Origin of the sequence: Streptomyces sp. NPDC094032 (genome assembly GCF_040303965.1) — a bacterium.
In the GTDB taxonomy this organism is placed as follows: Bacteria; Actinomycetota; Actinomycetes; order Streptomycetales; family Streptomycetaceae; genus Streptomyces.
In genome coordinates, this window is sequence record NZ_JBEOUE010000011.1 from 1 (window position 1) to 14,307 (window position 14,307).

Below are 14,307 nucleotides of genomic sequence, written 5' to 3' on the forward strand. Positions count from 1 at the left end.
GGGTGTCCGGACTGCGACCTTCACTTCGCTTCGCTCGTTACGGGCGCCGCCACGTCCGGACACCCCCACCCCCGCTCCGCCCCCGGCACCCTCCTCGCCGTCTTCGGCCTCCCGTACGAGCCGGAGGGGTGGCCTTGTCGGTTCTTGGCCTGTCAGGAGGTTCAAGGCCTCTTCCGCCGCTGCCAGTTCGGCTTCGCGTTCGAACAGGGCTCGGCCTCCGGGCCTGCCGGTGTGTGCTGCCATCGTCCACCCCCACGCTGGGGGCGCATACCCGGCGCACTTCGGATGCGGCCGGGGTGGTGGCCCCGCGAAAACCTCAGCGTACGCCGGGACGCGCCCTCCGGGAGGGGGATTGTGAGGATCATGTGAACGAGGTCCCCGCGCGTTCCGACAGGTCGTTCAGGGTGGCCAGGGCCTCGTGTGCCCGGGCGTGTTCCACGAACAGGTGGTCGTGGTGGAAGCCTGCCACCACGTTGCAGCTCAGGCCCGCTTCGGCGAGCTCGCGCGCCACCGCCGCGGTCAGGCCCACCGCGTCCAGGGCCGAGTGGACGCGCAGGGTGATCCAGCCCGCCACGTAGTCGTACGCCAGCGAGGCCGCGTCGGCGTCCTCCTGGCGTACGACCATCGTCAGCCCCTCACGTTCGGCCACGGTGGCCACCGGGGCGACGCCCGCGGGCGCGGGGCCGTCCACGGTGGTGAAGACATAGCGGCCGGGGTGGAGCTCCGGTCGCATCCCGGCCACCAGCCGGGTCAGGTCGCGCTCTGCACTCATGATCGCCAGGTTAGGACGATCCTGTCAGGTGGTGGGTCGCGCCCCTCCCACCAGCCACATCGAGAAGAACTGGGCGCCGCCTCCGTAGGCGTGGCCCAGGGCTCTGGTCGCGCCTTCTATCTGGTGTTCGCCCGCCTGGCCTCGGACCTGTAGGGCCGCCTCGGCGAAGCGGATCATGCCGGACGCTCCGATGGGGTTGGTGGAGAGGACGCCGCCGGATGGGTTGACCGGGAGGTCGCCGTCCAGTTCTGTCGCGCCCGCTTCCGTGAGTTTCCAGCCTTCGCCCTCCTCGGCGAAGCCCAGGTTCTCCAGCCACATCGGCTCGTACCAGGAGAACGGCACGTACATCTCCACCGCGTCGATCTCGCGGCGCGGGTCGGTGATGCCGGCCTGGCGGTAGACGTCGGCCGCGCAGTCCCTGCCGGCTTGTGGGGAGACGAAGTCCTTGCCCGCGAAGAGGGTCGGCTCGCTGCGCATCGCGCCGCCGTGCACCCAGGCCGGCGGGCGGGGCGAACGGGCCGCGCCCGCCCGGTCGGTGAGGATCATCGCGCAGGCGCCGTCGGAGGACGGGCAGGTCTCCGAGTAGCGGATCGGGTCCCACAGCATGGGGGACGCCTGGACCTTCTCCAGCGTGATGTCGTGCTCGTGGAGGTGCGCGTAGGGGTTCTTGAGCGCGTTGCGGCGGTCCTTGTACGCGACGAGGGAGCCGATCGTGTCGGGGGCGCCGGTGCGGCGCATGTAGGCGCGTACGTGCGGGGCGAAGAAGCCGCCGGCGCCGGCGAGGAGTGGCTGCTGGAAGGGGACGGGGAGGGACAGGCCCCACATGGCGTTGGACTCGGACTGCTTTTCGAAGGCCAGGGTCAGGACGGTGCCGTGGACGCGAGCCGCTACGAGGTTGGCCGCGACCAGGGCGGTGGAGCCGCCGACCGAGCCCGCGGTGTGGACGCGGAGCATCGGCTTGCCCACGGCGCCGAGGGCGTCGGCTAGGTAGAGCTCCGGCATCATGACGCCCTCGAAGAAGTCGGGGGCCTTGCCGATGACGACCGCGTCGATGTCCGACCAGGTCAGTTCGGCGTCCGCCAGGGCGCGCAGGGCGGCCTCCCGGACCAGTCCGGCGAGGGAGACGTCCCGGCGGGCGGCCACGTGCTTGGTCTGGCCGATGCCGACGACGGCCACGGGCTCCTTACTCATGCGAGTCCCCTTCCAGGACGGCGACCAGGTTCTGCTGGAGGCAGGGCCCGGAGGTGGCGTGGGCGAGGGCGCGGTGCGAGGCGCCGCGGTGGATGCGGGCGGCGGCCTCGCCGAGGCGGATGAGGCCCGCGGCCATCACGGGGTTGGCGGCGAGCGGGCCGCCCGACGGGTTGACCCGGACCTCGTCCCCGAGGCCGAGGGCCTTGCGCAGGACGACCTCCTGGGAGGTGAAGGGCGCGTGGAGTTCGGCCGTGTCGAGGGGCGGGCGGGCCGGGTCGAAGGCGCCCGCCCGTTCGGCGGCGAGCCGGGTGGAGGGCGAGTCGGTGAGGTCGCGTACCCCGAGGGAGTGGGCCTCGATGCGGTGGTCCATGCCGGTGATCCAGGCGGGCCGCGCGCACAGTTCGCGGGCCCGGTCCCCGGCGGCCAGGATCACCGCCGCGGCGCCGTCGCCGATGGGCGGGCAGTCGCCGGTGCGCAGGGGTGCGACGACGTACTCGCCCTGGGGGCGGGCCCCGGGCAGCTGGGCGTGCGGGTTGGCGGTGGCGTCCTCGCGGCTGCGGGTGGCGATCCTGGCGAGCGCGGGTTCGTCGGTGTCCCCGGCGTCGATGAGGGCGCGGGCCTGGAGGGCGGCGAGGGCGACGGAGTCGGGCCACAGGGGTGCCACGTAGTACGGGTCGAGCTGGCGGGTCAGGACGTCGCGCACGGAGCCGGGCGAGGATTTGCCGTACGCGTAGACGAGCGCCGTGTCGGCCTCGCCGGTGAGCAGCTTCACCCAGGCCTCGTACAGGGCCCAGGCGCCGTCCATCTCGACGTGCGACTCGGAGATCGGCGGCCAGGCGCCGACGCCGTCCAGGGCCATGGTGAAGGAGAAGGCGCGGCCGGCCAGGTAGTCGGAGGAGCCCGAGCAGGTGAAGCCGATGTCGGAGGTCTTCAGGCCGGTCTGCCGCAGCACGTCGTGCAGGACCGGCATGACCATCTCGACTTCGGAGACCTCGTCGGTGCGCCGGGTGTGGTCGGTCTGGGCGAAGGCGACGATCGCCACGTCTCGGCTCACAGCAGCTCCTTGTACGTGTCGTAGTCGGCGTCCGGCTCCCCGGTGGGGCGGTAGTGGTCGGGGTAGCGGCCGCCCTCGCTCCACACCGGTTCGACGCGCAGGCCCATGCGGACCTGGTCGTAGGGGATGCCGCCGATCCGGCCGTGGAGGGCGAGTCCGGCGCCGTCGAGCGCGATGTGGGCGTAGACGTAGGGGACTTCGATGTCGAGGTTCTTGGCCTTGATGTTCACGATGCAGTACGTGGTGACCGTGCCGCGCGGGCCGACCTCGACTCGGTCGGTGGTGGCGACGCCGCAGGTGGGGCAGGCGCCTCGCGGCGGGACGTACACCTTGGCGCAGGACGGGCAGCGTTCGCCAACGGTGCGGCGTTCGGCGAGGCCCTGGAGGTAGCGGGTCTGGGCGCGGCCGGGGCTGTACGTGTAGTCGAGGCGGGCGGGGGCGACGATGCCCGTGACGGGGTCGGCGAAGGTGTCGGTGTGGGGTGCCGCCTCGCCGGTCGGTTCCGTGGCCTCGTGCGGCTCGAAGCAGGCGATGTCGGTGAGGGCGCCGTGGCGGTCGGCGGCCCAGCGGACGCGGACCCGCATCCCGGTGTGGACTGCCTCGGGGCCTGGCGCGTCTAGGGCGTGGAGGAGGGCCGTGTCGGCGCCGTCGGGGCGGACCAGGACCCAGGCGAAGGGGGTCGCCAGGGGCTGTCCGGGGCGGGGGTGCTCATTCCAGGCCCAGGTGGTGACGGTGCCTGTGGTGGGGACTTCGACGAGTTCGTGGAGTTCGGCCGCGGTCTCCGGGTCGTACTCGACGGGCGGTACGAGGATCCGGCCCGCCTCGGTGCGCACGCCCAGCAGGGTGCGTTCGCGCAAGCCGGTGAGGAAGGCGGACTGCACGGGGCCGAGGGAGCGGGTGAAGGGGAACTCGACGACGAGGGGCGCCGAGAGTGTCCCGGGGGTGGCTGTCATGGGGCGGCTCCTTGGTGGGTGGGGCGCGGTGGGCCTGCGGGTCCCGGCGTTCTCACTCGCGCCGGTAGACCGGCGCGCGCTTCTCCGCGAAGGCCTTCGCCCCCTCCTTGGCGTCCGCGGTGGCGAAGATCGGCCAGCCGCGCTTGAGTTCGGCGGCCAGGCCCTCCTCCTCCGTCATCTCCGCCGTCTCGTAGACGGAGGCCTTGACGGCCTCGACGGCCAGCGGTCCGCACGCGTTGATGCGTTCGGCGATCTCCAGGGCCGCTTCGAGGGCCGTGCCGTCGGGGACGACGCTGCCGATGAGGCCGATCCGCTGGGCCTCCTCGGCGGAGTAGGGGCGGCCGGTGAGGAGCATCTCCAGGGCGTGGGTGCGCGGGATCTGCCGGGGCAGGCGGACCGTGGAGCCGCCGATCGGGAAGAGGCCGCGGCGGACCTCGAAGAGGCCGAAGGTGGCGGACCGTCCCGCGACGCGGATGTCGGTGCCCTGAAGGATCTCGGTGCCGCCCGCGACGCAGTGGCCCTCGACGGCGGCGATCACGGGTTTGCGGGGGCGATGGTGGCGCAGCATCGCCTTCCAGTGCAGGTCGGGATCGGCGGTCATGCGGTCCCGGTAGGCCTCGCCCTCCATGCCCTTTCCGGCCAGGGCCTTGAGGTCCATGCCGGCGCAGAAGCTGCCGCCTGCGCCGGTGAGGACGACGGAGCGGATCGTGTCGTCGGCGTCGGCTTCCAGCCAGCCGTCGTAGAGGCCGACCAGCATCGGCAGCGAGAGGGCGTTCTTGGCCTCGGGCCGATTGAGGGTGAGTACGAGCGTGGCGCCTTCGCGCCGCACGGTGAGGTGCTCGGTGCTGCCGCCCATGGGCGTCTCCCGTCTCCAGTTCTGGAACAGGTTGCAGGAGTGACGGGTCCAGTTCAATAGTTTTCTGACACCCAGTCAGATTCTTCTGCGCACCCCCTTCCCACCTCCGCGCTTCGGTGCTCTGATGACCGCGCCAGTGACCGTCGGGTCCCGGGATCAGGAGGAACGGTGGAGTACAACCTTGCCGACCTGTTCGAATCGGTCGTCGACGTGGTCCCGGACCGCGAGGCGCTGGTCTACGTGGATCACCCCGGCACCGGGGCCGAGCGCCGGCTGACCTACGCCGGACTCGACGCCGCCGCCAACCGCATCGCCCATCACCTGATCGACGCGGGCCTGCGGCCGGGCGAACAGCTCGGCATCCACCTGTACAACGGCATCGAGTACCTCCAGACCGTGCTCGCCTGCCTCAAGGCCCGGATCGTGCCGGTGAACGTCAACTACCGGTACGTGGAAGAGGAGTTGGTCTACCTCTACCGGGACGCCGATCTGGCCGCGCTCGTCTTCGACGCGGAGTTCACCGAGCGGGTGGCGGCCGCGCTGCCGCAGACGGAGAAGCTGCGGCACCTCGTGCGGGTGGGGACCCCGCCCGAGGGCGCGCCGGCGCTCGACTGCGTGGACTTCACGGAGGCGGAGGCGGCCGCGTCGCCCGGGCGCGGCTTCGGCCCCCGCTCGGCCGACGACCTCTTCATCATCTACACCGGCGGCACCACCGGCATGCCCAAGGGCGTGATGTGGCGCCAGGAGGACCTGTTCTTCGCGGGGCTCTTCGGCGGCGACCCGTCCGGCGAGCCCGTGAAGCGGCCCGAGGAACTGGCCGATCGGGTCGCCGCGGGCGGCGCCGGGATCACCTTCTTCCCGACTCCCCCGCTGATGCACGGCACCTCGACGCTCACCTCGTTCGTCGCCTTCAACTACGGGCAGCGGGTGGTGATCCACCGCAAGTACGTGCCCGAGGAGGTGCTGCGGACCATCGAGAAGGAGAAGGTGTCCAGCGTCTCGCTGGTCGGCGACGCGATGCTGCGCCCGCTGGTCGACGCCCTCACCGGACCGCTCAAGGGCACTGACCTGTCGGCGCTCTTCAGCCTCTCCTCCTCGGGCGCCATCATGTCCGACACCGTCCGCGCCCAGTTCCAGGCCCTCGCGCCGAACGTGCTGCTGCTCAACAACTTCGGCTCCTCGGAGTCCGGTTCCAACGGGCGGGCCACCGACGACTCCGGGCCCGAGAAGGGCTTCCGGCTGCACGTCAACGAGCGCACCCAGGTCGTCGACCCGGCCACGCACGAGATCGTCGGCGTCGGCGAGATCGGCCGGCTCGCCCAGCGCGGACACGTGCCGCTCGGCTACTACAACGACCCCGCCAAGACCGCCGAGACCTTCTTCCAAAAGGGCGAGGAGCGCTGGGTGCTGCTCGGCGACATGGCCACCGTCGACGAGGAGGGCATCGTCACCGTCCTCGGCCGGGGCTCGCAGTGCATCAACACCGGCGGCGAGAAGGTCTATCCGGAGGAGGTCGAGCAGGCGCTCAAGTCCCATCCGGACGTGTACGACGCGCTGGTCGCCGGAGTGCCCGACGCCCGCTGGGGCAACCACGTGGCCGCCGTGGTCCAGTTGCGCGCCGGGGTCGCCCCGCTGGACCTGGCGGCCGTCCAGGCCCACTGCCGCACCCGCCTGGCCGGGTACAAGGTGCCGCGCCAGCTCGTGCTCGCCGACCGGATCCAGCGCTCGCCCAGCGGCAAGGCGGACTACCGCTGGGCGCGCTCGGTGGCGGTGGACGCCGATGCCGCCACCGACGGGACCTGACCGCTCACACGCCGAACTCCCGTAGTGCGGTGAGGAATTCGCGGGGCCGGGCACTGTGCACCAGGTGCCCGGCCTCGATCGTGACCAGCCGGGCGTCCGGGACCCGCTCGGCCATCCAGGCGAGGTGCGACTGCGGCAGATGGCTGGTCGGGCCGCCGCCCACGATCAGGGTGGGCGCGGTGATCGCCGCCAGCTCCTCGCGCCAGGCCGGGTCCGGGTCGTTCAGGTCGGCGTTGGTCGCGTCGAGCACCGCCCAGTCGAAGGCGACCGGCTCCTCCTGGAGGCCCGAGGGGCCGCGCGGCGGGAGGACGGGGAAGAAGACCGGGGCGTCCTCCAGGACGAGCCGTCCGATCAGGGCCGGCTCGCGCTGGGCGAGCAGACAGGCCGCCGCCCCGCCCATCGAGTGCCCGACGACGGTGGCCCCGGCGAGGCCGAGCGCCTTCAGGAAGCCGCCGATCTCGTCGCGGAGCGCGGCGAAGCCGTACTCCCCCGGGTGGTCGCTCAGCCCGTGGCCGCGCAGGTCGAGCGCGTACACCCGGCGGTCGGCCGCGAGCTCGGCCGCGATCCGCGTCCACTCGGTGGAGTCGCCGCCGCGGCCGTGCACCAGGACCACGGGCGGGGCGCCCTCGGGGCCGCTCACCCGGTAGGCGAGGCGGACCCCGTCGACGATGACCGTACGCACCCCCGGGTCGAGGAAGGCCGCGACCGGGCGGAGGAAGGCGCCGGGGTCGTCCACCCAGGGGAAGTGCCCGGCGGCCGCCTGGACGACCAGCTCGGCGTTCGGGAAGCAGGCGGCCAGCTCGGCGGACTTGGCGGGGGTGGGGCCGCTGTCGTGGCCGCCGGCGAGGACGAGCACCGGGGCGGTCACCGCGCGCAGGGCGTCCCGGGTGGCCTCGGGGGTGAAGGCGCCGGGCCCGTAGTAGGCGGCGGCCGCGGCCCAGTTCATCTCGGTGCGCACCCCGGCGGCGTGGGCCCGCGCGGCCTCGTCCCAGCGGCCGTACGCGAAGGGCATGGCCAGTTCGGCGACCCGCTCCATCGGGGTCGTCCCGTCGGTCGCGTCCAGGGCCGCGCGCGCCTCCGGGTACCAGGGGCGGTCGGCGAATACCTCGGCGGCCGCGTCCCACTCCTCGTCGCTGGTCTCGACCCCGACGGCGCGGGTGCCAGGGGTGACCAGGACGAGCGAGCGCACGCGTTCGGGGTGCGCGGCCGCGTACAGGGTGGCCAGGTTGCCGCCCGCGGAGTGGCCGAGCAGGTCGATCCGGTCGAGCCCCAGGTGGGCGCGGAGCGCCTCGACGTCGGCGACCTGCCGGTCGCAGCGGGACGTCGCCGGGTCGGCGGGGACCTGGCTGTCCCCGGTGCCGCGCGCGTGGAGCACGATCAGGGTGCGGTGGGCGGGCAGTCCCCCGAGGTCGCCGAGGTAGACCGGGTCGCGCATGGGGCCGCCGGGCAGGACGACCAGGGGTTCGCCCCGGCCCTCTGTGCGGTAGGCGAGTTCGGTTCCGTCGTACGTCGTGAACACGTGCGGCTGTCGAGGCATGCGGCCGATCATGTCCACGCGGGCCCGGTCGCGGCAACCGTGTTCACCGACAGCGCGATACGGTGGGATGTCCGCCCCACCTGCGAAGGAAGCCGTTTCCCCGTGTCCGAGACCCGTCAGGCCGAGCTGCGCGGCGACTGCGCGAACTGCTTCGGGCTGTGCTGTGTGGCCCTCCCCTTCGCCAAGTCGGCGGACTTCGCCGTGGACAAGTCCTCGGGCGACCCGTGCCGGAACCTCCAGGAGGACTTCCGCTGCGGCATCCACACCCGGCTGCGGGACACCGGTTTCCGCGGCTGCACCGTGTACGACTGCTTCGGCGCCGGTCAGCGGGTCTCCCAGGTGACCTTCGGCGGCGTCTCCTGGCGCGAGGCCCCGGAGACCGCGCGGCAGATGTACGAGGTCTTCCCTGTCGTGCGCCAGCTGCACGAGCTGCTGCGCTACCTGGCCGAGGCCCGCGCCCTGGCCGCGACCCGCACCCTGCACGGCGAGCTCGACCGGGCGCTGGCCCGGGTGACCGCGCTGGCCGAGGGCGCCCCGGCCGACCTTGAGGGGCTCGACGTCGGCCCGGTGCGGGCCGAGGTGAATCCCCTGCTCCTGAAGAGCAGCTCCCTGGTCCGCGCGGCCGCCGGCGGCAAGCCGAAGAGCCGTCGCGGGGCCGACCTGATCGGCGCCCGGCTGCGCGGGGCGAAGCTGCGCGGGGCCGATCTGCGCGGGGCGCTGCTCATCGCCGCCGACCTGTCGGGGGCGGACCTGACGCTCACGGACCTGATCGGCGCGGACCTGCGGGACGCCGACCTGTCGGGGGCGGACCTGACCGGCGCGCTCTTCCTCACCCAGCCGCAGCTGAACGCGGCGCGCGGCGATGCCGCCACCCGTCTGCCGGCGGGCTTCGAGCGCCCGGCGCACTGGTCCCGCTGACGCCTCCCGGTCCGCTCAGATCCCGTACACGTATCAGATCTCGTACACGTATCAGATCTCGTACACGTACGGGGTCATCGTGGTCAGTTCGACGAAGCCCAGGCGGTTGAGGATGGGCCGGCTCGTGGGAGCCGCGTCGACCTGGACGTAGCGGTAGCCGCGGGCGATGGCGGTGCGGGCGCGGTGCGAGACGAGGGCGCGGTAGAGGCCCTTGCCCCGCCATTCCGGGGCGGTGCCGCCGCCGTAGAGACCGGCGAAGTCGCTCTCCTCGGGCAGGTCGAGGCGGGCGGAGCTGACGGGGACGCCGTCGGCGAGGGCGACGACCGCGGCGACCGAGTCGGGGGCGGCGGCGAGCTGGTCGAGCATGCGGCTGACGTACTGCGAGCTGTCGGTGCCGAAGGCCCGCTCGTGCACCTCGGCCATCATCCGTACCCCGGCCTCGTCGGTGACCGGGCGGAGCTCGACGCCGTCCGGGAGCTCCACCGAGGCGGGCAGGGCGGCGGCCTCGGCGACCATCAGGGTCTCGGGCTCCTCGGCGGTGAACCCGGCGGCGAGCAGCCGGTCGGCGAGGTCGGCGGGGCCGTCGTGGCCGTACAGCGTCCATTCGAAGGACTGTCCGGCGGCGCGGAAGTGGGCGATCTGGGCGGCGATGGCCGCGTCGGCGTCCTGGGGGCCGAGGCCGGACCACAGGACGCCGTTCCAGGCGTAGGAGGGGCCTTCGTGGCGGACGACGAGGCCGTCCCGTTCGACCCGGCAGCCGGGGCCGTCGGGGCGGGCGCCCATGCGGCGCTGGCGGTCGTAGTGGGTGCGCAGTGCGGTGATGTCCATGGCCGCCACCTCAACACCCGCGGCGGCTCGCGCGCCACTGGATTACCAGGTCACGGGCAGGGTCCGGGGTCCTCGGTTGACCGTTCCGGCGCGCCAGGCGATCTCTTCGGCCGGGACGGCGAGCGCGAGGGAGGGGAAGCGGGTGAGCAGGGTGCCGAGCATCACCTCGGCCTCCATACGGGCGAGTTGGGCGCCCGCGCAGTAGTGGGCGCCGTGGCCGAAGGCGAGGTGCGGGGCCTCGTCCCGGTCGAGGTCGAGCCGGTCGGGGTCGGTGTAGACGGACGGGTCGCGGTTGGCGGCCGGGTAGAAGACGTAGACCGCCTCCCCCTCGCGGACGGTGACTCCGCCGACCTCGATGTCGGCGGTGGCGATCCTGGGCATGCCGACGCCGTCGCGCTGGGGGATGTAGCGGAGGAGTTCGTCGACGGCCCGGGGCAGGCGGTCCAGGTCCTCGCGCAGCTTCGCCGTCTGCCGGGGGTGGACGAGGAGGACGTACACCATGGTGGAGACGATGTTCCGGACGGCGTCGAGCCCGTTGAGGGTGAGCATCACGGCCATCGACACCAGTTCGGGGGTGCTGATGCCGCCGGTCTCGCGGGCGGCGGCGAGTTCGCTGACCAGGTCGTCGCCGGGGTGCCGGGCGCGGTGCCGGGCGAGGTCGGCGAAGTAGCCGGCGATCTCCTTCTTGACGGCTTCGCCCGCGGCGGCGGTGGTGGCGTTCGACAGGATCCCGGCCCGCCAGGCCTGGACGCGGTCCAGGTCGGCGGCGGGGACGCCGAGGAGTTCGGCGATGACGGTGGCGGAGAGCGGGCCGACGAAGCTCTCGGCGAGGTCGGCGGGCGGGCCGGTCTCCAGGGTGCGCAGGGCGAGGGTCCCGGCCATCCGCTCGGTGTGCTCGCGCAGGGCGCTCATCCGGCGGCGGCCGAAGGTGGGGGCGACCAGCTTGCGCAGCCGGGTGTGGTCGGGCGGGTCGGCCCGGCCGACGCCGCCGGCCGGGGCGAGGGTGTGCGGGGTCATGCTGGTGACGGGCCGGCCGACGGTGCGGGCGCGGCTCATCCGGGGGTCGGAGGAGATCAGCTTGACGTCCTCGTAGCGGGTCACGAGCCAGGCGTGGCCCTCGCCGTACGGGAGGCGCACCCGGGCGACCGGCTCCTCATGGAGGAGCCGGTGCGGGAGGGGGTCGAAGACGGTGTCGCGCAGCGGGGACAGGACCCAGTCGTGGACGACCCCGTCGGGTCTCTCGGAGGCGTCGGCGGCGTCGGAGGCGTTCATGGCGTGGCGGCCGTTCTTCGCGGGCGTCCGGCGTCGTGCCGGAGCGGGGTGATCTGATCGATGTCGTAGCGGATCCGCAACTGCTCGATCGCGTCGTGATCGACGGGGCCGCCGGAGCCGAGGATGTCCATGAGTTCCTCGAAGTAGCGTTCGTGGTCGGGCGGCGGCGAGGCCTGGAACAGCATGCGTACGGGTTCCCCGGTGGGGTTGGCGAAGGCGTGCGGGCAGCCGGGCGGCACGAGGATCAGGGTGCCTGCGGTGGCCCGGACGGCGCGCTGTCCGGAGGCGGACTCCCAGTCCCGCCAGCTGTCGCGGGTGCGTACGAGCGGCTCGAAGGCGAGGACGTCGAGCTCGCCCTCCAGGATGTAGAAGAGCTCCTCGCTGTGGCCGTGGGCGTGCGCGCCGACGTCGAAGCCGGGCGGGACCAGGACCTCGAAGGTGGAGGAGGTCGGGGTGTGCTCGCCGGTCACCTTGAAGGTGACGCGCTGGGCTGCGGTGGTGAGGGTCTTGCCGTGGCCGGGCGGCACGATGAGGCCGCCGCCCGTTCCGATGGCGGTCGCGGTCATGGGGCGGTGGGTCCTCTCACCAGGTGACCGGCAGGGTCTCGGGGCCTCGGATGAGGGCGCCGCGCTGCCAGCGGAGCTCCTCCTCGGGGACCGCGAGACGCAGGTCGGGGAAGCGGGTCCACAGGGAGTCGAGGAGGATCTCGGACTCGATGCGGGCGAGGGCGGAGCCCGGGCAGTAGTGCGGGCCGTGGCCGAAGGCGACATGCGGGTTGTAGCCCCGGTCGAAGTCCAGCTTGTCCGGGTCGGGGAAGACCGAGGGGTCGCGGTTGGCGGTGAGGTACGAGACGTAGACCGGGTCGCCCTCGGGGATGCGGACGCCGCCGACCTCGATGTCCTCCATGGCGATCCGGGAGAGGCCGACGGCGTTGCGGTGCGGGATGTAGCGCAGCAGCTCGTCGACGGCCTGCGGCAGCAGCCCGGGTTCGGCGCGCAGCCGGGCCAGGTGTCCGGGGTGGGTGAGCAGCGCGTAGACCATGTTGGCGCTGTTGTTGCGGACGGCGTGGGCGCCGCCGAGCTGGATGAGGACGGCGAGGCCGACGGCCTCGTGCTCGTCCAGGGTGGCCTCGTCGACGGCGTCGGCGAGGACGGCGGCGAGGGTCTCCTTGCCGGTGCCGTGGCTGCGGCCGATGAGCTCGGTGAAGTAGCGGCCCATCTCGCCCTTGGCGCGCTCGCTGGCCTCGCGTCCGGCGCCCGCCGTGAGGACGGAGTCGGTCCACTTCGCCAGGAGGGGCTGGTCGCCCTCGGGGACGCCCATGAGTTCGCTGACCATGGCGAGCGGGAAGGGCCGGTTGACCAGCTCCATCAGGTCGGCCGGCGGGCCGTGCCGTTCGAGGCGGTCGAGGAGGCCGTCCATGACGTCCTGGGCGTGGTCGCGCAGGGAGCGCAGGGCGCGGGCGCTGAAGGCGCGGGCGACGACCCGGCGCATGCGGGTGTGGTCCGGCGGGTCGGCGAAGCCGACGGCGCCTTCCATGGGGATGAAGTGGGGGGCGACCCGGGTGATGGGGCGCCCGTAGACGGCCTGGCGGCTGAAGCGGGGGTCCACGGAGACGAACTTGACGTCCTCGTAGCGGGTGACGAGCCAGGCGTGGCCCTCGCCGTTGGGGAGGCGTACCCGGGTGACGGGGTCCTCGTGGAGCAACTTGGCGAGGAGCGGGTCGAATTCGAGCCCGGTGAGGTCGGGGACGGCCCAGAAGTGCACCTGGGGGTCCGCGCCGTCCGTGCCGTCCGTGCTCTCGGTGCTCTCGGTGCTCTCTGGAGGTTGGGGTGTCGTGGTCGTGGTCATCGGGTCACCGCCGCTGTCGTGCCGAGTGGGGGGTCGAGGGGGGTGGGGCGAGGGGTGTCGAGGGTCCAGCTGCCGAGGGAGATCTCCGCGGTGATGCCCGGTCCGAAGCCGGCGATGAGTCCGGTGGCGCCGGGTGCCGCCCCGCCCTCGTCGAAGAGGCGGCGCAGGGCGTCGAGGACGACGGCGCTGGCGATGTTCCCGTACTCGGTGAGGGTGGCCCGGCTGAAGCGGAACATGTCGGGGACTACGTCCAGGTGCTTGCAGAGGTCGTCGAGGATGCGGGGGCCGCCGGCGTGGATGATGTAGAAGTCCTGCCGGCCGGCGTCCCGGTCGTAGCGGGCGGCGAGGTCGACGAGGGCGGGGGCGAGCTGCTCCATGGTGCCGGGGACCCGTTTGTCGAGCATGAAGTGGAAGCCGGTCTCGCGGACCTGGTAGGCGATCCAGTCCTCGGTGTCGGGGACGAGGTGGGAGCCGTTGCGTTCCAGGAGGACGCCGGTGCCGCCGGAGCCGCGGATCACGGCGGCGGCGACGGCGTCGCCGAAGAGGCCGTTGGAGAGGAGGTTGCCCACGGTGAGGTCGGTGGGCTGGTAGCACAGGGAGCAGAACTCGCAGGCGACGATCAGGGCGTTGGCGCCGGGGTAGGCGGCGCAGAAGTCGTGCGCCCGGTTGATCGCCGCGCCGCCGGCCGCGCAGCCCAGCTGGGCGATGGGGAGCTGGCGGGTGTCGCTGCGGAAGCCCAGGTTGTTGATCATCCAGGCCGTGAGCGAGGGCATCATGAAGCCGGTGCACGAGACGTAGACGATGACGTCGATGTCGCGCGCCTGGAGCCCGGCGTTGGCGAGCGCCTCGGCGACGACGGCGGGGACGCGGGCCTTGGCCTCGGTCTCGTACGTCGCGTTGCGCGCCTCGAAGCCCGGGTGGGCGAGGGTGCGCTCGATGGGCTGCACGAGATGCCGTCGGGCGACGCCGGTGTTCGCGATCAGGCGCAGCACGAGCGGCAGCTGCTCGTGTCCCGCGTGCAGGGTGCGGGCCAGATCGAGGGTCTCTTCCCGGGTGATCGTGTGCTCGGGCACGGCGACGGCGGGACGGCACAGGACAGGCATGGGGGTCCATTTCGTCCGGGGGGTGGGGAGGGTGAGCCGGACGGGGATCATCTTCCGTTCCGGTTTCCCCGGCGCAGCACCGTTCCTGCGCTCTCGCGGACAATCACACCCGAATGTGTGATCTTCGGCAGACGTCCGTGACCTGCGGGAAGACGCCCCCGGTGCGAGTGGA

The 14,307-nt window shown here is 72.9% G+C and carries 12 protein-coding genes and 1 pseudogene; 2 read left to right on the forward strand and 11 right to left on the reverse strand.

Annotated elements, in window-relative coordinates; all coding sequences use genetic code 11:
• Nucleotides 1–361 precede the first annotated feature (361 nt).
• Genes ABTZ54_RS17275 through ABTZ54_RS17295 form a run of 5 tightly spaced genes read right to left on the reverse strand, consistent with a single transcriptional unit; the run spans nt 362 to nt 4,826 of the window.
• Nucleotides 362–772 (reverse strand): ACT domain-containing protein, encoded by a 411-nt coding sequence (locus ABTZ54_RS17275; RefSeq protein ID WP_351663722.1) that lies wholly within the window; start codon nt 770–772, stop codon nt 362–364.
• Between the two features lie 24 nt (nt 773–796).
• A complete protein-coding gene (locus ABTZ54_RS17280; protein ID WP_351663724.1) occupies nt 797–1,963 on the reverse strand; it encodes a thiolase family protein in 1,167 nt (388 codons plus the stop codon).
• On the reverse strand, nt 1,956–3,017 hold the full coding sequence (locus tag ABTZ54_RS17285) for a thiolase family protein (RefSeq protein ID WP_351663726.1): 1,062 nt from the start codon (nt 3,015–3,017) through the stop codon (nt 1,956–1,958). Before ABTZ54_RS17285 ends, ABTZ54_RS17280 begins: the two co-directional genes overlap by 8 nt.
• Nucleotides 3,014–3,970: a Zn-ribbon domain-containing OB-fold protein gene (locus tag ABTZ54_RS17290; protein WP_351663728.1), complete on the reverse strand. Its 957-nt coding sequence runs from the start codon at nt 3,968–3,970 to the stop codon at nt 3,014–3,016. Before ABTZ54_RS17290 ends, ABTZ54_RS17285 begins: the two co-directional genes overlap by 4 nt.
• 52 nt (nt 3,971–4,022) lie before the next feature.
• Entirely contained in the window at nt 4,023–4,826 is an 804-nt protein-coding gene (locus ABTZ54_RS17295) for a crotonase/enoyl-CoA hydratase family protein (protein WP_351663730.1), read from the reverse strand.
• A gap of 168 nt (nt 4,827–4,994) precedes the next feature.
• Between ABTZ54_RS17295 and ABTZ54_RS17300 the strand changes: the two genes are divergently transcribed.
• Nucleotides 4,995–6,629: an acyl-CoA synthetase gene (locus ABTZ54_RS17300; RefSeq protein WP_351663732.1), complete on the forward strand. Its 1,635-nt coding sequence runs from the start codon at nt 4,995–4,997 to the stop codon at nt 6,627–6,629.
• Nucleotides 6,630–6,633: 4 nt separating this feature from the next.
• On the opposite strand, the gene ABTZ54_RS17305 is transcribed toward ABTZ54_RS17300, so the two are convergent.
• Complete coding sequence (locus ABTZ54_RS17305) at nt 6,634–8,166, reverse strand: alpha/beta fold hydrolase (protein WP_351663733.1); 1,533 nt, start codon at nt 8,164–8,166, stop codon at nt 6,634–6,636.
• Nucleotides 8,167–8,802: 636 nt separating this feature from the next.
• On the opposite strand from ABTZ54_RS17305, the pseudogene ABTZ54_RS35710 reads away from it, so the two are divergent.
• Nucleotides 8,803–9,084: pseudogene (locus ABTZ54_RS35710) on the forward strand (pentapeptide repeat-containing protein); the annotation flags it as partial.
• A 51-nt stretch (nt 9,085–9,135) separates the two neighbouring features.
• Here ABTZ54_RS35710 and ABTZ54_RS17315 read toward each other — a convergent pair.
• From ABTZ54_RS17315 to ABTZ54_RS17335, 5 genes are read right to left on the reverse strand one after another with little or no spacing between them, the layout of a single operon-like run.
• Entirely contained in the window at nt 9,136–9,912 is a 777-nt protein-coding gene (locus ABTZ54_RS17315) for a GNAT family N-acetyltransferase (RefSeq protein WP_351663735.1), read from the reverse strand.
• Between the two features lie 42 nt (nt 9,913–9,954).
• The gene (locus tag ABTZ54_RS17320) at nt 9,955–11,184 is read right to left on the reverse strand and encodes a cytochrome P450 (RefSeq protein WP_351663736.1); all 1,230 of its coding nucleotides are present in this window, start codon (nt 11,182–11,184) and stop codon (nt 9,955–9,957) included.
• A complete protein-coding gene (locus ABTZ54_RS17325; RefSeq protein ID WP_351663737.1) occupies nt 11,181–11,750 on the reverse strand; it encodes a cupin domain-containing protein in 570 nt (189 codons plus the stop codon). The genes ABTZ54_RS17320 and ABTZ54_RS17325 overlap by 4 nt, the downstream gene beginning before the upstream one ends.
• Before the next feature lie 16 nt (nt 11,751–11,766).
• Entirely contained in the window at nt 11,767–13,032 is a 1,266-nt protein-coding gene (locus tag ABTZ54_RS17330; RefSeq protein ID WP_351663739.1) for a cytochrome P450, read from the reverse strand.
• Nucleotides 13,029–14,135 (reverse strand): type III polyketide synthase, encoded by a 1,107-nt coding sequence (locus ABTZ54_RS17335; RefSeq protein WP_351663741.1) that lies wholly within the window; start codon nt 14,133–14,135, stop codon nt 13,029–13,031. Before ABTZ54_RS17335 ends, ABTZ54_RS17330 begins: the two co-directional genes overlap by 4 nt.
• Nucleotides 14,136–14,307: the final 172 nt, after the last annotated feature.